This window comes from Sorangium sp. So ce176 (genome assembly GCF_051519835.1).
In the GTDB taxonomy this organism is placed as follows: domain Bacteria; phylum Myxococcota_A; class Polyangia; order Polyangiales; family Polyangiaceae; genus Sorangium; species Sorangium cellulosum_G.
Genome location: NZ_CP150371.1, coordinates 6,812,078 through 6,834,181 on the forward strand (window position 1 = coordinate 6,812,078; position 22,104 = coordinate 6,834,181).

Genomic DNA, 22,104 nt, shown 5'->3' on the forward strand with positions numbered 1-22,104 from the left:
CCATCTCCTGCGTTTGCTGTATCGTCTGCGTTTGCTGCGCCCTCTGCGTCTTCTGCGTTCCTTGCATCTCTGCACCTGAGGATCGCGGTCCGGCGTCCGTGCGCGACACAGCCTCGCCCGTGCGCCCGCCGCTGCGGGCCCGCCCCGCCGCGCGGATCCGGGCCCGGCCGACGTGCGCTGGCGGCGCGCCTCCGCCGGACGATGAGCGAGGACCACTTTATGAAATGAGGGGCAGCGAGATCGGCCGCCGGAGCATCCGACCGGCCATGGGGTCGAGCTGTCCGGGCACGGGCGCTGGACGAGCTCGACAGCCGCCGTCGTCGCGATGCTCTCGATCGGGCCTTTCGCCCGGAGCGCCCGCGGGGAGGCGGCCGCGATCGGAGGGGCTGCGATGAACGGGGAGACTCTCGCTCCAGGGATGGTATTCCAGAGCCGCTACGAGCTCCTCTCTCTGCTCCGGGAGAGCAGCCTCGGTGCCGTCTACGCGGGGCGGCACATCGCGACAGGACGACCGATCGTCCTCAAGATCTTCCGCCGCGCTCGGGACGGAGATCCCGCGGACGCGGCCGGGGCCGACCGCGCTCGCTTTCTCCGCTTCCAGGAGGAGATGCGCTGTTGCGCGCGGCTCCATCATCCCAACATCGCGCGGCTCGTCGACTGGGGGCAGACGGACGAGGGAGAGCTCTATGCCGTCTCCGAGCTCGTGCCTGGGCAGAGCCTGGCCGAGGTGCTCTCGCAGCAGGGCGCGCTCGCCCCGCAGGAGGCGCGGCACCTCATGCGGCAGGTCCTCGACGCGCTGGCCTGCGCGCACCGGCAGGGCATCGTCCACGGGGCGCTCCGGCCGAGCCACGTGATGGTCGTGCCCTCGGAGGCGCGGCGGGACGCGCGGGTGCTCGACCTCGGCCTCGCCTCGGGCGCGCGGGGCGGCGGCGCCGGCGGGGCCGCCTCGGGCAGCGCGCCCCTGGGCCTGCTCTATGCGGCGCCAGAGCAGCTCCGGGGGCTCCCGCCGACGGCGCGCTCGGATCTGTACGCCTGGGGGCTCGTGTACCTCGAGTGCCTCACGGGCAGGCGCGCGGGCCGGGAGAGCCCACTGGACGGCGCGCCTCTCCGGCGGGAGAGCCGCGGGCCGGTGGTCCGGATCCCCCGCGCGCTCCTCGGGCACCCGCTCGGCGCGATCTTGCGGCAGGCGACCCTCGAGGACGTCGAGGCGCGGGTCGTGACGGCCGACGACCTGCTGCGCGAGCTCGACGCCAGCGAGCCAGGCGGGATCCGCCGGGCAGACCTCTTGGAGCCATGCGCGCCGACCGCCCTGGGAAGAGGCGCCGAGAGGAGCGCGGGAATCAACGCCGGAATCAACGCCGAGAGGAGCGCGGGAATCAGCGCCCAGCAGGGGGAGATCCGGAGCGCCGGGGCTCCGGCGCGGCCGCAGCCGGAGCCGTCCCTGGAGGGCGCGCTCCCCGAGGACGTGGAGACGCCGGAGATCCGAGGGACGCCGGAGTTGCGAGGGCCCCCGCCTGCCCCGGAGGAGGCGCCGACGACGCCGGCGGATCCCGTCGCGGCCTACACGCCCCCGGACGTCGGCGACACCATCAAGCAGTACGAGATCATCCGAAAGCTGGGCCAGGGGGGCATGGGCATCGTGTTCCTGGCCCGCGACACGAGGCTCGGCCGCCTTGTCGCGATCAAGCTCCTGCGCGAGCACAGCGGGCAAGGGATCGGGCGCTTCCTGGCCGAGGCGCGGGCCACGGCGCTCTGCAGGCACGAGAACATCGTGGTCATCCACGAGGTGGACCAGATCCACGGGCACCCCTACCTCGTGCTCGAGTACGTCAAGGGCCGCACGCTGCGCGAATGGATGGCCCAGCGCGAGCACCCCAGCGCGCCCGGGCTGCCCCCCGCGCACACGCCGCCCGGCCCCGTCGCGCCCACCCTCGCCGTCGAGCTCATGATCCCCGTCGTCCGCGCGCTCATCTGCGCGCACGATCTCGGGATCGTGCACCGCGACCTCAAGCCGGAGAACATCCTCCTGGACGACGCCGGGTGCATCAAGGTGCTCGATTTCGGCATCGCCAAGCAGGTCGAGGCCGACGTCGTCTCGATGTTCACGGGCGTGCGGATGGCGCTCGCCGGGGGCGCCTACCAGAGCGGGCAGAGCGCGATCCTCGGCACGCCCCGGTACATGTCGCCCGAGCAGCTCCGGGGCTGGGACATCGACGCGCGCACCGATCTATGGGCCGTGGGCATCGTGCTCCACGAGCTGGTCACGGGGGCGCACCCGCTGGACCCGTTCTCGGCCGGCCGGCTCGTGGAGATCATGAACGTCGATGTCCCCATGCCGTCCGCCAGCGAGCGGCGCGCGGACGTGGGCGCGCTCGACGCCCTCATCGACCGCTGCCTGAAGAAGCGCAAGGCCGAGCGCATCGGCTCGGCCCGGGAGCTGCTCGCCGCGCTCGAGGCGCTCCTGCCCGGCCGGAAGGCGCTCGATCTGGGCGAGGACGAGAGCCCGTTCGCCGGGCTCTCCGCGTTCCAGGAGGCGGACGCCCCGCGCTTCTTCGGCCGCGATCGCGAGGCCGCCGCCCTCGTGACGCGGCTGCGCAACCAGCAGCTCGTGGCCGTCGCCGGGCCGTCGGGGGCGGGCAAGTCGTCGTTCGTGCGCGCGGGCGTGATCCCGGCGCTCAAGCGCTCGGGCAACCGCTGGGAGGCGTTCATCCTGCGCCCGGGGCCCCGCCCGCTGTCCGCGATCGTCGACGTGCTGGTGCAGGTCGCCGAGGCGGAGCCCGCCGGCGCGACGGGCTCGCCCGAGATCCGCGATCACGACGAGCTCATCGCCACGCTGCGCGCCCAGCCGGGCTACCTGGGCGCCCGGCTGCGGGCGCGCTGCCGCCGCGAGGGGAAGCGGCACCGCATCCTGCTCTTCGTCGACCAGTTCGAGGAGCTCTACACGCTCGGCGCCGCCCCGCAGGACCGGGCGGCGTTCGTCGCCTGCCTGCAAGGCGCCGCCGACGACGCCTCGTCGACCCTGCGCGCCGTGCTCGCCATCCGCTCGGACTTCCTCGATCGCATCGCCGACGACCACCACTTCGTGACGGAGGTGACCCGCGGGCTCTCGTTCCTGCCGCCGATGGGGCGCGACGGCCTGCGCGAGGCGCTGACGCGGCCGATCGAGGCGGCCGGTCACCGGTTCGAGAGCGCGGCGATGATCGATCACATGCTGGACACGCTCGAGGGCACGCGCAGCCCCTTGCCGCTCCTGCAGTTCACGGCAGCGAAGCTGTGGGAGGCGCGGGATCGCGAGCGCCGGGTCCTGACGCGGGACAGCTACGACCAGATCGGCGGCGTGGCCGGGGCCCTGTCCGCCCACGCGGACGCGGTGCTCTCCGCGCTGCCGCCCGGCGAGCAGCGGCTGGCCCGGGCCGTGCTCCTGCGCCTTGTCACGCCCGAGCGCACGCGCGCGGTCGTGCGCATGGACGAGCTCCGCGACCTCGCGCGGGACGGCCAGAGCGAGGCCTCCCAGGCGATGGTGCAGGTGGTCCAGCACCTCGCCGGCGCGCGGCTCCTGCTCATCGAGACAGGCGACGAGCGGGAGGGCGCGACCGTGGAGCTGGTCCACGAGTCGCTGATCAGCCGGTGGACGAAGCTCGGGCAGTGGCTCGCCGAGAGCGAGCAGGACGCGGAGCTCCTGGCCCGGCTGCGCGCCGCGGCCCAGCAGTGGGAGACGAGCGGCCGCGCCGAGGGGTTGCTCTGGCGCGACCGCGCCGCGGAGGACGCCCGCGCCTGGTACAGGCGCCGCCGCGACGAGCACGGCGCCGAGTGGCGCGCCGGGCTCGGCGGCCGCGAGGAGGACTATCTCCTGGCCGTCGTGGACCACTGCGAGCGGGCGCGCCGCCTGCGCCGCCGGCTCACCACGGGGGTGATCGCCGCGCTCACCGCGATCGCTGTCACTGTCTCGTACCTGGCGGTCCGCGCCGACCAGCAGGCCACGCGCGCCGATCGGGAGGCGGCGCGGGCGCAGGCCGAGGCCCTGCGCGCGCGCAACGCCACCCGCGTGGCGGCGGCGCGCGAGCTGCAGTCCGATCCCACGAGCGTGCTCGCGATCCTGCGCGAGGTCGAGCCGAGCGACGTGCCGCGCGGGTGGGCCGTCCTCGCGCGGTGGGCGCTGTACAGCAGGATCTCGCGCGCGGTGCTCGTCCACCCGGACGGGGTCCTGGACGCGCACTACAGCCCTGACGGCAAGCGCATCGCCACCGCGTCCTGGGACAAGACAGCGCGCGTGTGGAGCGCCGACGGCATCGGCGAGCCCGTGATCCTTCAAGGTCACGAGGGGCCGGTCGAGTCGGCGGCGTTCAGCCCCGACAACAAGCGCGTCATCACCGCGTCCTGGGACAGGACAGCGCGCGTGTGGAACGCCGACGGCACCGGCGAGCCGCTCGTCCTTCGCGGTCACGAGGACTGGGTCTACTCGGCGGCGCCGAGCCCCGATGGCCAGCGCATCGTCACCGCGTCGGCCGACAGGACCGCGCGCGTGTGGAACGCCGACGGCACCGGCGAGCCCATCGTCCTCCGCGGTCACACGGATCAGGTCTATGAGGCGGCGTTCAGCCCCGACGGCAAGCGCATCGTCACCGGGTCGCAGGACAGGACAGCGCGCGTGTGGAACGCCGACGGCACCGGCGAGCCGCTCGTCCTCCGCGGCCACGAGGATCGGGTCTACTCCGTGGCGTTCAGCCCCGACGGCAAGCGCATCGTCACCGCGTCCTGGGACAGGACCGTGCGGGTGTGGAACGCCGACGGCACCGGCGAGCCCCTGGTCCTCCGCGGCCACGACGATCGCGTCTACTCCGCCGCGTTCAGCCCCGACAACAAGCGCATTGCCACCGGGTCGCAGGACGAGACGGTGCGGCTGTGGAACGCCGACGGCACGGGTGAGCCCTTCGTCCTCCGCGGCCACGACGATCAGATCTACTCCGTGGCCTTCAGCCCTGACGGCCAGCGCGTCGTCACCGCGTCGCACGACCGGGCCGCGCGGGTGTGGAACGCCGACGGCGCCAGCGAGCCCCTGGCCTTTCATGGTCACACCGATCGCATCTACGGCGTGGCGTTCAGCCCCGACGGCCGGCGCGTCGCCTCCGCGTCGCTGGACCGGACCGTGCGGGTGTGGAACGCCGACGGCACCGGCGAGCCCATCGTCCTTCGAGGTCACGACGATGAGGTCCACTCGGTGGCCTTCAGCCCCGATGGCACGCGCATCGCCAGCGGGTCGGCCGACAAGACCGTGCGGGTGTGGAACGCCGATGGCACCGGCGAGCCCATCGTCCTCCGCGGTCACGAGGATCAGGTCTACTCGGCTGTGTTCAGCCCCGATGGCGAGCGCATCGCCGTCGCGTCGTGGGACAGGACCGTGCGCGTGTGGAACGCCGACGGCACCGGCGAGCCCCTGGTCCTCCGTGGTCACGGGGATCGGGTCTACTCCGTGGCGTTCAGCCCCGACGGCAAGCGCATCCTCTCCGGGTCGTCGGACAGCACCGCCCGTGTGTGGAACGCCGACGGCACGGGCAAGCCCCTCGTCTTTCGTGGTCACGACGGCGCGATCAACGCGGTGGCGTTCAGCCCCGATGGCAAGCGCTTCGCCACAGCGTCCTGGGACCGGACCGTGCGGGTGTGGAGCGCCGACGGCACGGGCGAGCCCTTCGTCTTTCGCGGTCACGAGCACTGGGTGCTCGGCGTGGCGTTCAGCCCCGACGGCAAGCGCATCGCCAGCGGATCGCAGGACAACACCGTGCGGGTGTGGAACGCCGACGGCACCGGCGAGCCGCTCGTCCTCCGCGCCTCGGACTCGCCGATCAACGCGGTGGCGTTCAGCCCCGATGGTCACCGCATCGTCACCGCGGCGGACGACAGGGCCGTGCGGGTGTGGACCGATCTCGAGGAGCTCCGCGGCGTCGACGACCCGAAGCTGTGGGCGGCGACGACCTACTGCATGCCCGTCGAGCAGCGGATGGAGCTCTTGCGCGTGCCCGAGGCCGCCGCCAGGGCCAGCCGGGAGGCCTGCCTGCGCCACGTCGAGGCGGCGCGCGCGGCGGCCGTCGGGCCCTAGGCGAGGTCACGCCGCGCGGCCGGCGGCGCGGGGGAGCTCGGGCGCCTTCGGCTTGCCGAAGTGCGCCATCGCCTTCGCGGCGAACTCCCGGCTGAGGAAGCGGGAGAGGAACGCGGCGGCCTTGTTCGCGGCGCCGTGGGCGACCGTCGCGCGGCCGGCCACGAAGGCCGCGAGCCCGACGCTCACCACGTCCTCCGGCCGCGCCCTCCTGCTGGCCCCCGGGACCTCGCCCGAGCGCTGGAAGAACGGCGTCTCGGTCGCGCCGGGGCACAGGGCGAGGACGCGCACGCCGCGCGGGCGGTACTCGCCCCAGAGCGCCGCGCTGAAGGAGAGGACGAACGCCTTCGTCGCCGCGTAGACAGCGAAGTACGGGATCGGCTGGAAGGCCGCCATCGACGCCACCTGGATGACGCCCCCCTTTCGCCGCTCGAGCATGGGCATGAACCCATGCGTGAGCTCGACGAGCGCGCCGACGTTGAGATCGATCTGCTCGCGCTGCGTCGCCAGGGAGAGCTCGTCGAAGGCGCCATACACGCCGACTCCAGCGTTGTTGACGAGGACGTCGACCTCGAGCCCCCTCGCGGTGACGGCGTCGAAGAGGCGCTGCGCGGCGCCCGGGGCGGCGAGATCCGCGGCGATGACATGCGCCTCGCCGAGCTCGGACGCGAGCGCGGCGAGCTTCGCCTCGCTGCGAGCGACGAGGATCAGCGTCGCCCCGCGCCGCGACAGCTCGCGGGCGAACGCCTCGCCGATGCCCATCGAGGCGCCCGTGACGAGCGCCGTCTTTCCCTTGAAATCGAAAGGAGTCATGGCGGAAGGATGGTTTCGGGTGCGCTTGGCGACAATGGGCATCGGTGGTAATCCGATTTCCATCAATGCAAAGCGCAGTCTCTCCGCTCTGGGACGACCTCCGCGTGCTCCTCGCGCTGCATCGCCATCGCAGCTTCCTCGCCGCGGGCAAGGCGCTCGGGGTCTCGACCTCCACCGCGGCGCGGCGCATCGAGGCGCTGGAAGCGGCGCTCGGGCGCCCGCTGGTGCACCGGAGCAACGGGGGGACGTCCGTGGAGCCCGACGCGCTCGATCTCGTGGCGCTCGCCGAGCAGATCGAGAGCGGGCTGCGCGCGATCCGCCGAGACGAGGGGGATGAGGCGCTCTCCGGGACGGTGCGCGTGTCGCTGGCCGACACGATCGTGCAGCCCGTCACGCAGCTCCTCTGCGAGCTCCGCCGGCTGCATCCGGGGCTCTTGCTGGAGATCCTCTCGGAGACGCGGCTCGTCGATCTCGCGCGGCGCGAGGCGGACATCGCGATGCGCTCGAGCAAGTCGTCGTCGCCCGCGGTCGTCCATCGCGCGGTCGGGCGGGCCTCGTTCGGGCTCTACGCCGCGCCGAGCTACATCGAGCGGAGGCTCCGGGGCGGGCGGCTGAAGACGGCCGATTTCGGCCGCCACGATTTCGTCGGCTACGAAGGCATGCCCGGGCAAAGCCCGAAGACGACGTGGCTCATCGCCCACGGGGCAAAGCGCTTCGTCCTGCGGTCGAACTCGCACTTCGCGCTCCTCGAGGCGGCGCTGCAGGGGCAGGGTATCGTGCTCATGTCCGACCCCGCGGCGCGCTCGACGGCGGGGCTCGTGCGGCTCGACGTCGACGCGGAGCTGCCGTCGGCGCCCATCTTCCTCGCGTACCACCGGGAGCTGCGGAACGTGCCGCGCGTGCGCCTGGTGCTCGACGCGCTCGACGCGGCGGTGCGCAGCGCGCTCCGCTAGCGCCCAACGTCCCGGCCCCCTTCGGAGCGTTCACCCACGACTTCCGCCTGCGCTGAATGCCGAGGGAGAGCGCCCCCCTGACGTCCTGAGAGCTCGTGCGGCCGAGAGCACCTCACGGCAGCCGACCTCGTGGCGCGCCCCTCCTGCGCCGAGCTCGAGAGCCCTCAGCCGAGCGCCCCTCCGCCATCGACCACGCTCGCGTGCAGGCCCCGCGCGGGGGCGCGCAGCGTGGGATCGTCGCCGGAGAGCTGGGGCAGCATCGCGACGAACGCCCAGTCCTGCCCGCCCGAGTCCTCGAACGTCAGGTGAACGCGGTCGCCGTCGCGCTCGAACGTGATGGTGAACAGCGCACGGTCGAGCACGGCGTCGTCCGACGTCGTCGTGAACTGCTCCTCGTGGTCCTCCTCGACGAGGAACTCGGCCGACGCCGCCGCGCGAGCCTGCGGATCGTCCACGCGCACCGCCAGCCGCGGCGCGTCGGTGCAGTACACCGCGCCGAGCCCGCGCAACAGCACCTCACGCAGCCACGCGCCGCCGAGATCGAAGCCGCCGCCCCAGAAGAACACAAGGCGATCGACGCTGAGCACGCTCGCCTCGTCGTTGAACAGGCCCTTGAGCAGGAACCGCGACGTCGGGTCGCCCGGCCACGGCACGCCGTGCCGCCGGCCGAACTCGACCAGCGGCGCGGGCACGGCGCCCTCGCTCCACGGCGCGTCGGCGGTCCCCTCGTAGGTGACGTAGTCCGCGACGAGCCGCCGCAGCTCCGCCGCGGCCTGCTCCGCCGCGGCGACCGTCGAGAACTCCGCTGCCTGCATCACGACGTGGCTCATGCGTGCAGTGTATACGATTCCGCGGGGCGACTGACACGACCACATCGTGGTCGTGCGATTCTGTCAACCGAACGTTGGGGCGAGCGGGCACTTGCCTTCGCAAAGGCGTTTGGACCCCCTACCCACACGGGGATGAGCTCGCGGGTACCCGACATCGCGGCGCGCGCGCCGAGGCTTCGATCTAGATTCTCCGGCGCGCGCCACCGCGTCTCGGCGCGCGGGGGACACCTCGATCGGCCCCGGCAGGCGGTCAGGCGTGGAGCCAGGGGCGCAAGCCGAGGTCGCTCCATCGAGAGGCCCAGCCGACGTCAAACACCATGGGACACGCCTCGATCCACGAGCGGATGTCCCATGGGTAGCGGCGCTCCTTCAGCGCGGTGCGGAAGCGGTCGATGTCGATCCGATACCACATCAGGTAGCCTCGCGCGCTCCACAGCCCGACCAAGTAACCGTCGTTCCAGCGGGCGCACGCGCCGTAGATCTGGTACTTTCCTCACGCCCGCGCGAGCCACGCATCGAAGCGAAGCGCTCCAGTTCGCGGGGCCGGGCCGGGGGTGAGCGCGCGGTCGTCGAGCTGCGCGCCGAAGTACCCGGCTGCGGCGTCCGTGACGACCTTGCGCGGATCCTTCTTCGCCGCGAGCCACCGACGGCCCAGCTCGTCGAGGCCGATCGGCTCGGGGCCGGCGAGCTCGACCATGTCGTTCCTGGGCGCCTCCTCCGCAATGGCTGCCAGCGCTGCCGCCACGTCGTCGGCCGCGATCGGCTGGAGGAGGGCAGGCGTCAGCGTGGCCGTGTCGCCCTTCGTCGCAGCGTCGACGATCGCGCTGACGAACTCGAAGAACTGGGTCGAGCGCACGATCGTGTACGGCACCCCTGCCGCGCGGATCGCTGCCTCCTGCGCCACCTTCGCGCGCAGGTAACCGCTCGTCGGCAGGCGGTCGGCCCCCACGACGGAGAGCGCGATGTGGTGGCGAACGCCCGCGGCGGCCTCGGCGGGCAGGATCACACCGGCCGCCCTCTGGAAGAAGCCCATCACTGCATCGGCCTCGAACGAGGGCGCGTTGACGACGTCCACGACGACCTCGGCGCCGCGGACCGCCTCGGCGACGCCGGCGCCGCTCAAGATGTCGACGCCCGTGGACGGCGACGCCGGTGTAACCTCGTGCCCCTTCTCCCGAAGGATCCCGACCAGCTTCTTCCCGATGAGCCCGCTACCCCCGAACACGACGATCTTCATGACGATTCTCCTGGTTCGCGCATCCCGACCGGATGCTCCGCTGCGGGGAGGACCGGACAGCCCGCCGCCTTGTGACAGGTCGGAGCAAGAAAAGTGACGGCGCCCAGAGTCCCTGAAGACTCACCGTCTGCCACCGACCTGTTCGTCGCGTTGCGGCCCCGGCTCCTCGGCATCGCGTATCGGATACTCGGCAGCAGGGCCGAGGCGGATGACGTCGTGCAGGACACCTGGGTCCGCTGGCAGGCGATCGACCCCGCGACCGTGCAGGAGCCGACGGGATTCCTGGTGACCGCCGCCACGCGCCTGGCGATCAACGTGGCCCAGTCCTCGCGTGTCCGCCGCGAGGCGTACGTCGGGCCCTGGCTACCCGAGCCGATCGACACGAGCCCCAGCGCGGAGCTCGGCGCCGAGACGCAGGAAGGCCTTGCCCTGGCCGTGCTCGTGCTCCTCGAGAAGCTCACGCCCACGGAGCGCGCGGTGTACGTGCTCCGCGAGGTGTTCGACTACCCGTATGAGGAAATCGCCGGGATCCTCGATCTCGGCGAGGCGAACGTGCGCCAGCTCTTCGCCCGCGCGCGGAAGCATCTCGCCGGCGAGCGTCGCGCCCCGGTCGGCGTCGAGCAGCAGCGGCGCCTCCTCGAGGGCTTCATCGCCGCCGCGCAGAAGGGAGACCTCTCCGCGCTCGAGCGCCTCTTCGCGGCCGACGTCTCGTCGACCACGGACAGCAACGGACGCGTGCGGATGGCCGCCCGCGTCCCGGTGCACGGCCGCGAGCGCGTCGCCAAGCTCGTCGCTGACTTCGCGAGCCGCTTCTGGCCGGGCACCACCGTCACCTGGCTGGAGACGAACGGCCAGCCGTCCGTCCTCATCCGTCGGGACGGCGTCGCGTTGGCGCTCGCGTCCATCGACGCGTCCGCCGAGGGCATCGAGCGCATCTACTGGGTGATGAGCCCCGAAAAGCTCGCGGCCTTCGTGGCGTCGCGATGAGCCCCGGGGACGATGGGGCACACGTCGCCCTCCGGGCGTTGGTCTGACCCGCGATGTTCTTGCGCCTACGCGGCGTCGCCGAGCGCCTTGCGGCGCAGGACGGTGCTCTTGCAGTACGGCGGCGCGCGGCTCGGGGGAGCGCGCCGGAACGCTTGGCCGCGCGTCGACCGCGGCCGCGTGGTGAGCCCCGCTGTCAAGGAGCCCGGCGCGAGCCCGTGGTCAGACCTCGGAATCCAAGCCCAGAACGCGCACGACCAGACATTGGTCGTCCGTCGACACGACCGTACCACGGACCTTCGCGCCGCGAACGAGCCGTGTCGCGAGCTCGGGCTCGACGGTCTCAAGCTTCGCGACCGCCTCGACCCCGGGCGAGAGACGCAGGTAAACCAGGCTGCTCGAGACGCCGACGATCTCTGCGTCCGAGAACTCGGTCCCCTGCTTCAATCGTGTCGCGAGATCGGGCCACGGGTCGCCCCGGAGCTGCTTGATGCCGAGCAAGATCTTCTGCTCGCCGTGATTGATCAAGAGGAGAATCGCCTCGACGACGTCGTCCTTGCGGTAAAGATCTCTCGGGTTATCGACGCGTATCGTCCACGAGATGTCGCTCCTGTGGGCCATCCCGACGATGCCCTCGATCCCCACGAACACGCCGTAGTCAGTGGTAGAGACGACCTTGCCCGAGATCTTGTCGCCGATGCGGTGTTTGTCCCTGAAGACCACCCAGGGATCGGGAGTAAGCTGCTTCAGGCTGAGGCTGATGCGCTTCGCGCTCACGTCGACATCGAGCACCTGGCACTCGACCTCCTGGCCCAGCTCGACGACATTCGTCGGATGTTTGGCCTTCTTGTCCCAGCTGAGCTCGCTCCGTGGGATGAGGCCCTGGACGCCCGGCTCCAGCTCCACGAAGGCGCCATACTCGACGATCTTGGAGACCCTCCCTCGGACACGGGCGCCAACCGCGTAGCGATCTCCGACATGAACCCAAGGGTCTTCGTGCATCTGCCTCAGACTGAGCTGGACCTTCCTGCGCTGTCGGTTGACCGACTTGACCCTCAGCGTGAGCTCCTGGTTCTTGTGGACGACAACCAAGGGATCGCTGACCTTGGCGTATGACATCTCGTTGACGTGCAACAAGCCGTCGATCCCGCCTAGATCGATGAGAGCTCCATAAGCCACGATACGCTTGACGCGCCCCGTGACGACATCTCCCGGCTGGAGCTCGCTGAGCCGGCGCTGGCGGTTGGCCTCCTTCAGGCTGACGATCACACGTCCGTTCTTCAGATCCACGGTGAGCACCGTCAACGTGAGTTCCTGGCCTACCTCGACCAAGTCGGCAGGGTGCTCGTCCTTGTCATGCAACATCTCGGTGACGGGCAAAAAGACATCGATGTCGCCGAGATCGACGAAGGCCCCGTGCTCCTCCTCGATGCTCTTGACCTTCCCTGTGACGACATCCCCCGGCTTGAACTCACCGAGCCGTCGTAGGTGGTCAGCCTCCACGACGGCCCGCAAGCTGACGGTGACTCGCTCGTCGATCGGGTCCACGGTGAGCACCTTTAACGTGAGCTCCTGGCCCTCCGCGACCACATCGGCAGGATGACCGGAATTGTAATACGATATCTCCGTGTGGTGCAGGAGGCCGTCGATCCCGTCGAGATCGACGAAGGCTCCGAAATTCTTGACGCTCTTGACCCACCCCGTGACGACGGCGCCCGGCTTGAGCTCGCCGAGCCGGCGCTGGCGCTCGACCTGCGAGGCGAGGCGCCTCGAGACGAGCGCACGGCGGCGCGGCGGATCGACATGCAGCAATCGCACCTTGATGTCGCGTCCGATCAAGACCTGGAGATCGGACACTGGATGTCTGTCGATGTCCGCCCTGCGGAGCTCCGCGACAACGCCGTTCCAGAGTCGCACGCTCAGGGCCTCCTTCCTGGACACCCCGATCACCACCGCGTCCACGATCTGCTGGCTCCGGAGCGCGTCCTCGATCTCCGCCCATTGGACGACCTCGTCCCGAGACAGCGGCCTCGCGGCCTCGCGTACTATCCGCCAGCCGTCGGCTGCAGCCTCCTCGCTCGCCGGCACGAGCTCGCGCGGCCTGCCGGCGTTGACGTTCGTGTCGCCCGCGGCCACCGCGGCGTGGATCGCGTGGAGGATCGCGTAGCCCTCCAGGGCCATCTCCTCGTGCACGATCTCGGGCGTGAGCGAGGCGCGCTCGGGCGCGACCTCGCGCATCAAGAGATGGAGAGGGATCTGGAGCCGGCCGGCCAGCGCCCCTCGCCGCTCGGAGAGGTGCTCGTCGACGAGGAACCGAAACACCCGCGCGATATGCGTGGTCGGCAGGTACGAGAGCATCGCCGCGCGAGCCTCGGAGGAGCGGAAGCGCAAGAGGACGCCGCGCGCGTCGCGCTGGGCCCGCTCGAAGAAGCCCGACGACATCGCCTCGGCGAGGGCGTAACGCGACACGGGAGCCATGCAGAAGCGGCGCCCCAGCGCGTAAAGGAGCGACATGTCGAGCCAACCAGGGACCGCCGCCGCGAGCGCGAGGAGCTGGAGCGTGATGGGCTCGAACGCCTCGACCGCCCGCCGACCTCGCGCGCCCCAGTCGACCGCGGCCGAGGCGCGGGGGACGCTGGCTCGACGCTCGGGCTCCAGAGGCAAGCGCACGCCGAGCAGGTGAGACGCCGTGCCGCTATGACGCCACGCCTCGAGCGATCCGATGCCCTCGGGATTGAACTCGACGATCGGGACGCAAGCCGCGCGCGGGTGCTGCGACAGCGGCGCAGGCACACCGGCCCTGAGACGCCCAAGCCCCGATCGAGGCCAGTATTCCTCCGGCCACGGGTGGATCCAGACCGCCGTGGCGCCGCTCGGGAGACTCGTGAGCGCCCTGCCCCACGCGCCGTTGACCATCGAGGCGCCGACCCCGTCGGTGATGAGCACGTACAGGTTGTCGAGGCCGTGACGGAAGGTCGTCTCGAGCTTGACCTCGGCGCGGCCAGGCTCGCCCAGCGGCGCAGACCAGAAGCGGAGCCCGGTCGCGTCGTCGGCGTCGACTTCGAGGAAGCTCTGGCTGGCGAAGCCGCGCATCTGGCCGACGATCGACGCGAGCTGTCGTATTCCAGCGCGCCAGGGGTCGAGCTGACCGGCGGAGTCGACGAGCACGACCATGTTGGTGACGGCGCGCACGCGCGCCCGCACGACGGTCCGCAGGCGCCCTGCCTGACACGTCTGGCAAACCGTCGCCGAGACGTCGAGCACAAGCCGGCTCCGGTCCGTCCCCTTGCGCGCGAGGCGGGTGAGGCTGCGGGTGTAGGCCAGCCGCCTCTCGAGCGGCAACGCCGCGTCAATCTGGAGCGTCAGGCGCGCGCCACCACCTCGGGGAGCCCGCGACGGGCGTACCTCGCGCTGGTCGGCGAACTCGACCTCGATCGTCCGCGGCCGGGGCTCACGCACCAGACGAGCGCTGGTGGCCGCCGGTGATCTAGCCGGCCTGTCCGGCTCTTCGGACCGCGACGGCTCAGCTTTCTGCGGCGGGTCCTCCACGCGGGTTCGTAACCACAAGATCTCGGCGAGATCGCGGGCCGAGAGATCCACGCCCGTCAAGTCGGCTCGCGAGAGGAGCCGGCCGACGACGGCGCCGATCGCGTCGCTCATCGCTTGAGGCCTCCGTAGACCTCGTCCGGATCGGCCTCGAAATGCGTCTGCAGGAAGAGCGCCTGCACGATGACGTCGGTCATCTGATCGTGGTAGCGATGAAACTCTCGCTCGATCAGCTCGTCGGAGATCTCCGGGCCGAGCTGGCTCCGCACGATCAGCGCGAGCGTGGCGTTGTCAGGGCGCTTGAGCTCGAGCTGAACGCAGCGCCGCAAGAAGGCTTCAGGAAAAGAGCGCTCGCCGTTCGAAGTGATCACGACGACCGGGTGATGGATCGTGCGCACCCTGCCGTTGAAGATCGGCACCCGATCCTGCGCGCCCGCGTGATCGTAGGGGAACACGACCTGGTCGTCGCCCGCGCGGACGAGCTCGGGGATGATGAAGACCCCTTCCTCGAAGACGTGCAGCAAGTCGTGAGGGAGGTCGAAGCTCGACTTGTCGAGCTCGTCGATCAAGAGCACGCGAGGGAGCCGCGTCGGCAGGAGCGCGGTGCCGAGCGGGCCGAGGGTGATGTAGTCGCCGATCCGAGCGCTGGGGTCTGTCTGGCTCGCGTGCAGGTGAGCGACGGCATCGTAGATGTAGAGCGCGTCCTGCAGCGTGGATTGAGAGTTCACCTCCCAGCGGAGCGGCGGCCCGAGGCCCAGGCAATGAGCGAGGTTGTAGGCGAGCGACGTCTTGCCGACCCCCGGCGGTCCCGTGACGAGCAACGGCCTCCGGAGCAGGAGCGCCATGTTCGCGCGCAAAAGCTCCGAGTGACCGGCCGAGATGTAGCGAAGCGCGCGCTCCTCGCACGCGCGGACCGTGGCCTCGTCCGTCAGCGGCTCGCGCTCGATCGGCCGGACGTCGGTGCGGCGTCTCCAGGGCGGCGGATCGTCCAGCCATCGCTTCACGACCTGCTCGTCGGTCCGTGCCGTGCCGCCTCTGTATACAAACCATCCATCGTCGGACATACCCGTCTCCCGTGCTCACACGTCGCTTGCCTGTGGGACGTCGTAGGTCGGATCGTCCCAGATCACCGTGCAGCGCTCGCCCGCCCCGCGGCGCTCGGACACCACGTCGAACAGCTCCCAGATCTCTCGACGCTGACCCGTCCCCTGCGGGAAGAAGTGCGCCATCCGCTCCTCGTCCGGCGCGGCCGATAGGAGGATGGCGCAGCCGAAATCGTCGAACGCCTGGACGACAGGCGAGGTCGGGTTTCCTCTGCAGTCCCAGGTCGCCGGGCCAGCGAACAGGCAGTCCCTATCGCGCATCCGCGCGGAGATCTCCGAGGGAATCAGCGGCTCCTCGAGCGCGAGCGAGTTCGCCTCGTGCGCCGCTGGGTGGGCGATCGGATCCTCGACGGCCTTGCCGAGCCTGTGCACCACGATGGGTCGCACGGTCACGCAGCGGACATAGTCGGCGAGCGCTCCAAGCCCGCGCCCGTGCGCTACGAGCTCGTAGGGGTACAGGGCCAGCTCCGATGGCGCCTCGACCTGAAGAACGATACCGCGTCGCGGCAGCTGGCGATCGACCTCGCGCCGTGCCGCCGCGATCGCGTCCAGCGTTGCGCCGAAGATCGCCCCGCCGTCCCGCAGGCGGCGGCGCTCAGGCTTCATACCGACATCGAGGCGAACGACGCGCGGGTGGAGCAGGTACGCCGATCGCAGCAAGAAGGCCTCTGGAACGCTGGGATCTTCGTCGAACGAGAGGCGAACGACGCTCGTGCGGGGTGTGGCGAACGCGGCGGGTTGCGCCCCGTGGCGCTTGAGCCAGGCGGGGACGCCGGCCTCCTCTGCGTGCGCCGCGAGGGCGCGCACGATCGCGCGGGCGAGCTCCACGAGGTGATCGGTCTCGCTGGTCGGGTTGCGCGTCGCCAAGGCGCTCGCGATCCTGAATATCTTGAACTCACGGGGCGCGCGCTCGAATCGCGGCCACTCTGCGGCGAGCACCGGCTGAGCGTACAACGTCGCCGCCCTGATCGTGACGTCGTTCCAGCCGGCCCGGTCGATGGCGTCGGCGAGCTCGCGAGCGCTCCTTTGCCGCTCGTCGAAGGTCTGTGTACGCTGGAGCTCGTCGAGCAAACTCGAAAGCTCCCCCACCGCGTCGAGCTCACGCGCGAGCTCGCGAACCAGCTCGCATGTGGTCGTGAGATCGTCGGCTACGTCTTGGTAGGAGACGCCCTTCAGGTCCCCGTGAGCGGCGATGCTCCCCCACTGGCAGATGGACCCGAACCGGGCAAATCGCGACGGCCGCGCGCGGATGCCGTATCTGCTGAGCTCGATGTGCCATTTGCCGAAGTCTGCGCTTTCGAACGACAGCGCTTTCACCAGCGCGCCGGCGAAGAGCTCGACGAAGGCGCGGAGGCGAGCCATGCCGGTGGACGGGTTGAACCGCGCAAGCTTCTGGACCTGGAGCTCGAGCGCGTCGAGCAGATAGTCCAGGATCCGATCGTTGATGGGAATGCGCGCCGAGGCTCTCCTCGCGCCCGACGGCAGCGGGGTGGTCCTCACTTCGGCGGCGACGGCGCGCCGCGCGGAGACGACACCCACGAAGAGAGCCGAGCCGCTCTCCAGGGCGCTCGCTGGCCGCTCGCTCGGGGTCCTGTCCGAAGCCGGCGGACCCGTCATCGCCGCGCGTAGCGCCTCGAGCTCGCTGGCCACGGGCGTCGGGCCCGCGTAGCTGATGGCGTTATCGATCAGCTGCGCTAACAAGTCAAAGGCTTGGAGCCGCTCGAGCTGCAGCACGATCCCTTCCAGATCGAGCCGAGGGTTGCCCTCTTTGCGGTTCAGCGAGAGGCTCCCGACATCGCCGAGGAGCACCGTTCGCCCATCGAAGTCCAACGCAGGGGGGAGGACCACCAGGAGCTCGACGAGCCTCTTTCTCTGCCTACGCGTGAGCAGCATCACCCCTCCACCGTCCCGCTAACGCGATCTCAACGCCGATAGATGCGCCTCGGCGGCGTGGCTCGCGATTCCCTTGTCGCCCGCGCATGTCATCCTGACGGGGCCCTCCTTTGGGACGTGGCGTGGGAGCCGCTTCACGGAGCGCGCTCGTAAGCGCGCTTGTAGATGGGCCAGCGGGTCTGATCGAGCGACGCGAAGGCGCGCATGGGCTGGACACATTTCTCCCAGATCGGAGGGAACTCTCTCTCGATCGCCGCCTGGGGGCCGTGACGACAGATCACACGATCGAAGCGCTCGGGGCCTCCGAGCTGAAACTGAACCTCGTAGCCGTCGGGCGCTCGCGAGATACGCGAGAAGCCACCAGGGTGGTACGCGAGGCCAAACGCGAAGAGCAGCCGCGAGACGAGGAAGCGGCTGAGTATCGAAGCGCCGAGAGAGAATGGAACCGATTCGAGGCCGCCGAGAACAACCGTGACGTCGTTGCGCAGCCGTTCACGAATGGCGGCGTCGACGCTCGCGTCGAGGACGTCGGCGTACTTCTCGCCAAGCCCCTCATAGGCATCGTAGAGGTGGTCACGGGCGCTGCCAGCGCTCCGGATCTCTCGCGCGACAGCCTCGTGTTCGATGTCGAGGAGCGCCTGTCGGACGGAGCCGAGCTCTTCCGCTCCAACGAAGTCCGCGAGCAGCCGGTCGTGCCGAAAGCCGCGCAGGCGGGCGCGGACCGCGTCGATGAGGCCCCCGTCGCCGGTGCCCGAGATGAAGTAGCGCGCTGGGCTCCGCCGCGGGGACTGGTCGAGGTTATCGTCGTCCCAATACGACACGAAGTCGACCCCTTCGACCCGGCGCTCGAGGCCGAAGCCGACGGCGAGGATCACCGCGGCGACCTCGCGCCGCTTCAGACCGGGGGCGTTCAGCGACACGCGTCGCGGTGCGCCCTGCCCGAGGTCGACGACGCGGGCGCTGAGGAGCACCTCGATCCGGGGCAGCTCCGGCAGCGCCTTCCACTGCCTCTCGAGCTGCTCTACCACCTCGCCGGCCGGCGCGGCCCTCCAGGGGAGCACCGGCACGTCGGCCTCGGGGTGCTCAGCGTCAGGCTCGGGCCAGTCGTAGACGCGCGGATGGAGCCAGCGCTTGGCGTTGCCGCGCAAGAGAGGCAGCAGCTCGTCCCGTTGCTCGACGAGCGTGACCTTGTACCCGAGCCGCGCCGCTCCGGCGGCCGCGGTCATGCCGGCCACGCCCCCGCCCACCACGAGGATCGCGCCGTTCGTCGGCACGATCCTGCGTTCGTGCAGCGCATAGACGAGGTTGAGCGCCCGAACCTGCTGCGAGGCGAGCGTCACGCGGCGCTCGAAGCAACCGAGCACGTAGAGTCCGTCCTCCGCGCGCATCTGCTGGAGCAGCTCGTCAGGCCCTACCGTATGTCGGTCTCGAGCGCTGGTCACCCGCTCGTCCTTCCCTGCACGCCCTCGTGACGCGACGGTTCCCTCGGCCTCCGCGAGCGAGGCCGGGGCCGGGGCTGCGCCTGGAGGCGCGGGGGTCGACGCAGCGATCCGGCCGTCTGCGTCCTCGGGCGTGGCAGCGCCCTGGCCCGTCACCGATGGACGCGCGGGCGATCGCTTCATCGATCGGAGCAGCCCCTCGAGCTCACGGGCCACGGTCGTCCCAGGCACATGGCCGATGGCGTTCTCGACCAGCTCCGCCAGCGCGTCATCAGCGCTGAGCTTCCCGAGCTGTTGCACGATCCCTTCGAGATCGAGCCGAGCACTGCCTTCATCGCGCTGCAACGAGAGGCGCCCGGCTTCACCGAGGAGCACCGTTCGCCCGTTGAAGAGCGACGCTGGTGGGGTGGCCAGTAGCAAATCGACAAGCCGCCTCTTCTGCTCAAGCGAGAGCGGCATCGCTGTCCCCTCGTCGCACGACCGCGATCGCATCCAGCACCCCTGCCTTGAGACGCTTCAGGTCGGCGTGGACAGCGATCCCCTTGTTGCTCAGGTGTGTCGCCTTGTCGCTCTTGTACGTCGCCATGATAGCGCGCTCGCTCGGGATGGCAGGTCGGCCAGGCAGGAGGATGGCCATGCCAATGGTGCCACAAAGCGCGTCGGATGGGAAGAGACGGTCGACGCAGCGCACAAGAGGCTGGAGGTGGCGTCGTGCTGCCGGAGCTCGTCAACGTTTGGCCATTTGACAAGCCCGCTCTGCTGGAGCTCGGAAGGAGCTAGTCTCGCATGACCCGTCCGCGCGGCGGCTGGGTCTTGAAGGTCACTCGTAATCGCTCCTCAGCGCCTCGTAGAACGCGTCGCTCAGGAGGTAATCTGCCCACCACGGCTCGACCGGCTCCGCGCCCCGGCGCTGCTGGAAGAGCACGAGATCGTCCAGCTCGCCGTCGTACCAGCCCCACAGGAAGCGGGCCCGCAGCACGTCCACGTTCCGGCTGCGGAGCTCGGCCACCGCCTCCTCGAGCGACGCCTCGTCGAACTCGTCGACGAGCGCCTCCGCCTCGTCGATGATCTCGGAGAGGTAGGCAAGCCCCTTCTTGGTGACCTCGAACCGCGCCTTGCGGCGGTTGACCTCGACGAAGTCCGCGTTCACGAGCTCCTGGAGAACGTCCTGCAAGGGCGTCAGCTCGGACGGCAGCACGAGGGGCATCTCCATGCCGCCCTCGGCGGGCTTCAGGTCCATCTTCTTCAGCACGTAGATGCCGGCGAAGACCAGCTTCTGCTCGCGCGACACGACCGCATCTCTTCGTCCAAAGCCCATCGACTCACTCCGCGATGTGCCAGGCCTCCGCCTCGAGGCGGATGCGCTGGCGACCGTCTCCATCTGTGTCGAGCCACGTGTCCACGTCCCCGTCGGCGTAGTAGACGGGCGTGCGCCCTGCCGCCTTCGGCGGCCGGATGCGCGCGGCGTGGGGGTTGCACATGGCGAGCACGATCGCCCGCTCGCCGCGGAACGCGGCGGGCAGCCAGCGATCGAGGAACGTCGACAGGAGCACGGTCACCGAGTAGTCCTTCGCGACCTCCTCGACGAAGAACTCGAGCTCCACGTCGTCCGACAGCGCCTCCGGCTCGTCCGCGGCGTGCACCGCCACGATGAGCGCGTCCGTCACCCGCAGCGGCGCGCGATCCGCGCGGCCGTCGAGCCAGACCTCGGCCACCTGGCACCAGCCGAACTGCGTGGACTCCAGGTCCGGCGCGTCCCGGTGCTGTTCGAGGTTGAGGAGCTCCAGCGCCGGACGGCCGTGGAAAGGGAGCTCCGAGATGCTCCGGAGGGGCTGCATCGCCGCGGGAGGCGCGCGCTATGCGACGAGGCGCTCGGGCCTGCGGCTGCGATCGCTGCGGTGAATGCCGAACCGCGAGCCGCCGCCGGACCGACCGCCGCCGATGCTGTTGTAACGCCGCCCGGTCTGCGACGCCTTGCTCTTGTCGACGCCGGACGGGCTCGAGGCGCGGAACGAGTCGCGGTGGGACTGCAGGGCGGACGCGCGGCTCGGCGGCGTTGTGTACGGCTGGGTGTAGACCGGCACGTAGTTCGGGCGGAACGCAGACGACAGCATCGAGCCGAGGAGCATGCCGGACGCGATGCCCATCAACGGCGAGTGGTAGTAGCCGAAGGCGCCGTACCCGGACGTCTGCATCTGCGCGGCGCCTTCGCCCGTCACGTCGCGGCGGATCGTGAACACCTTCTCCGGGTCCTGCACGGCGCCGTCGGTGTTCTTGTCGAAGAACCCGGTGACGACCTGCGTCTTGGCGTCGAGGTCCTGGACGGCGACGCTGATGACCTCGCTCCCCTGGTAGATCTCGTTGACGCGCCGCTCGAAGTCCTCGGGCCCCTCCGCCGTCTTGTACGCTTCGTTGATCTTGTCGAAGTCGAGCTCGACGGTGGTGTTCTCGGTGGTCGCCCACCGCTCGTTGGAACGCTCGGTGCCGCCATTGCCGCAACCAGAGGCCGCCACGGCGAAGGCCGTCAACACCACGACAGGCAGGATGGTCTTCGTTTGCATGTAGTGCGATCTTTCTGGAGCCGTAGGGTGATTCCGTCAAGCGGGCGCGGGAGCTGGCGAGCCGACAGCCACGCGAAGCCGCGTCGCGTCATCGGAGAATCCGCTGTGCCGGGCGCGGATGGCCGGGCGCCCGAAGAGGCCGTCCGCCGGGCGGAGCCAGCGAGCGGCGGCAGGACACAGAAGCAGCCCCGGGGAAGCAAGTGATTTCGTCCGCGTCGACCGCCGTGGCATCCTGATTTCCACCGCGCTCCTGCCCCTCCGCGAGGGCGCGCGTGAGCCTGCCGGAAGGCGCGCGTGAGCCGACCGCATTCGTCCTACATACACCCACACGAACGCTGTTGCAAGCCCTGGCGACGCGGCAGCGCTCGGAGGGACCGGGCGAGGCCGTGCGCCCGTCGACGTCGGCGCGACAGCCGCCCCGAGACACGGGCTCGGGCGCGACGGACCACCGGTTGGGACCACATCGACGCTCGCAGCGAGCGGGCACATCGAGCCGCGGTGGGATGTGGCCATCAGCCAGTCATCGATTGGTGCCAGCGCACACGCGGGTTGCGCGGGAGTCCAGCAGGCATGCGGCGCGCCCCCCGGTGCCGGGACAGGTGCGCGCGCGTGGGCGCTCGACGCAGGAGCGCAGCAGCCGAGCTCGCAGTGGCA

At 70.5% G+C, this 22,104-nt stretch carries 16 protein-coding genes; 4 read left to right on the forward strand and 12 right to left on the reverse strand.

The window, feature by feature from the left end; genetic code table 11:
* Positions 1-391 precede the first annotated feature (391 nt).
* Entirely contained in the window at positions 392-6,094 is a 5,703-nt protein-coding gene (locus WMF42_RS25460; RefSeq protein WP_437685305.1) for an nSTAND1 domain-containing NTPase, read from the forward strand.
* A gap of 6 nt (positions 6,095-6,100) precedes the next feature.
* Here the strand turns inward: WMF42_RS25460 and WMF42_RS25465 are convergent, their stop codons facing one another.
* The gene (locus tag WMF42_RS25465; RefSeq protein WP_434041174.1) at positions 6,101-6,904 is read right to left on the reverse strand and encodes an SDR family NAD(P)-dependent oxidoreductase; all 804 of its coding nucleotides are present in this window, start codon (positions 6,902-6,904) and stop codon (positions 6,101-6,103) included.
* A 65-nt stretch (positions 6,905-6,969) separates the two neighbouring features.
* On the opposite strand from WMF42_RS25465, the gene WMF42_RS25470 reads away from it, so the two are divergent.
* On the forward strand, positions 6,970-7,857 hold the full coding sequence (locus tag WMF42_RS25470) for a LysR family transcriptional regulator (protein ID WP_437685307.1): 888 nt from the start codon (positions 6,970-6,972) through the stop codon (positions 7,855-7,857).
* A gap of 164 nt (positions 7,858-8,021) precedes the next feature.
* Here WMF42_RS25470 and WMF42_RS25475 read toward each other — a convergent pair whose 3' ends face one another.
* The 3 genes from WMF42_RS25475 to WMF42_RS25485 all read right to left on the reverse strand — a co-directional run bounded on the left by WMF42_RS25475 (position 8,022) and on the right by WMF42_RS25485 (position 9,924).
* On the reverse strand, positions 8,022-8,687 hold the full coding sequence (locus tag WMF42_RS25475; protein WP_437685309.1) for a hypothetical protein: 666 nt from the start codon (positions 8,685-8,687) through the stop codon (positions 8,022-8,024).
* Between the two features lie 250 nt (positions 8,688-8,937).
* Positions 8,938-9,099, reverse strand: a complete 162-nt coding sequence (locus WMF42_RS25480) for a hypothetical protein (protein ID WP_155798033.1) — start codon at positions 9,097-9,099, stop codon at positions 8,938-8,940.
* 81 nt (positions 9,100-9,180) lie between these two features.
* On the reverse strand, positions 9,181-9,924 hold the full coding sequence (locus WMF42_RS25485) for an SDR family oxidoreductase (protein ID WP_061605993.1): 744 nt from the start codon (positions 9,922-9,924) through the stop codon (positions 9,181-9,183).
* Positions 9,925-10,017: 93 nt separating this feature from the next.
* Here WMF42_RS25485 and sigJ point away from each other — a divergent pair, with 93 nt between their 5' ends.
* Entirely contained in the window at positions 10,018-10,911 is an 894-nt protein-coding gene (sigJ, locus tag WMF42_RS25490) for an RNA polymerase sigma factor SigJ (protein WP_437685311.1), read from the forward strand.
* Positions 10,912-11,130: 219 nt separating this feature from the next.
* Here sigJ and WMF42_RS25495 read toward each other — a convergent pair whose 3' ends face one another.
* The 4 genes from WMF42_RS25495 to WMF42_RS25510 all read right to left on the reverse strand — a co-directional run bounded on the left by WMF42_RS25495 (position 11,131) and on the right by WMF42_RS25510 (position 18,892).
* The gene (locus tag WMF42_RS25495; RefSeq protein WP_437685313.1) at positions 11,131-14,568 is read right to left on the reverse strand and encodes a S1 RNA-binding domain-containing protein; all 3,438 of its coding nucleotides are present in this window, start codon (positions 14,566-14,568) and stop codon (positions 11,131-11,133) included.
* The gene (locus WMF42_RS25500; RefSeq protein WP_061605990.1) at positions 14,565-15,458 is read right to left on the reverse strand and encodes an AAA family ATPase; all 894 of its coding nucleotides are present in this window, start codon (positions 15,456-15,458) and stop codon (positions 14,565-14,567) included. The genes WMF42_RS25495 and WMF42_RS25500 overlap by 4 nt, the downstream gene beginning before the upstream one ends.
* Positions 15,459-15,533: 75 nt before the next feature.
* On the reverse strand, positions 15,534-17,450 hold the full coding sequence (locus WMF42_RS25505) for a hypothetical protein (protein ID WP_437685315.1): 1,917 nt from the start codon (positions 17,448-17,450) through the stop codon (positions 15,534-15,536).
* 134 nt (positions 17,451-17,584) lie between these two features.
* Positions 17,585-18,892: an FAD-dependent oxidoreductase gene (locus WMF42_RS25510; protein WP_437685317.1), complete on the reverse strand. Its 1,308-nt coding sequence runs from the start codon at positions 18,890-18,892 to the stop codon at positions 17,585-17,587.
* A gap of 228 nt (positions 18,893-19,120) precedes the next feature.
* On the opposite strand from WMF42_RS25510, the gene WMF42_RS25515 reads away from it, so the two are divergent.
* On the forward strand, positions 19,121-19,306 hold the full coding sequence (locus WMF42_RS25515) for a hypothetical protein (protein ID WP_437685319.1): 186 nt from the start codon (positions 19,121-19,123) through the stop codon (positions 19,304-19,306).
* 25 nt (positions 19,307-19,331) lie between these two features.
* On the opposite strand, the gene WMF42_RS25520 is transcribed toward WMF42_RS25515, so the two are convergent.
* The 4 genes from WMF42_RS25520 to WMF42_RS25535 all read right to left on the reverse strand — a co-directional run bounded on the left by WMF42_RS25520 (position 19,332) and on the right by WMF42_RS25535 (position 21,450).
* Positions 19,332-19,526, reverse strand: a complete 195-nt coding sequence (locus WMF42_RS25520; RefSeq protein ID WP_061605986.1) for a hypothetical protein — start codon at positions 19,524-19,526, stop codon at positions 19,332-19,334.
* Between the two features lie 183 nt (positions 19,527-19,709).
* On the reverse strand, positions 19,710-20,180 hold the full coding sequence (locus WMF42_RS25525; protein ID WP_437685321.1) for a hypothetical protein: 471 nt from the start codon (positions 20,178-20,180) through the stop codon (positions 19,710-19,712).
* Between the two features lie 31 nt (positions 20,181-20,211).
* Positions 20,212-20,727 carry a hypothetical protein gene (locus WMF42_RS25530; protein ID WP_061605984.1) on the reverse strand — a complete coding sequence of 172 codons (516 nt, stop codon included), beginning with the start codon at positions 20,725-20,727 and terminating at the stop codon, positions 20,212-20,214.
* Between the two features lie 18 nt (positions 20,728-20,745).
* A complete protein-coding gene (locus WMF42_RS25535) occupies positions 20,746-21,450 on the reverse strand; it encodes a hypothetical protein (protein WP_437685323.1) in 705 nt (234 codons plus the stop codon).
* Positions 21,451-22,104: the final 654 nt, after the last annotated feature.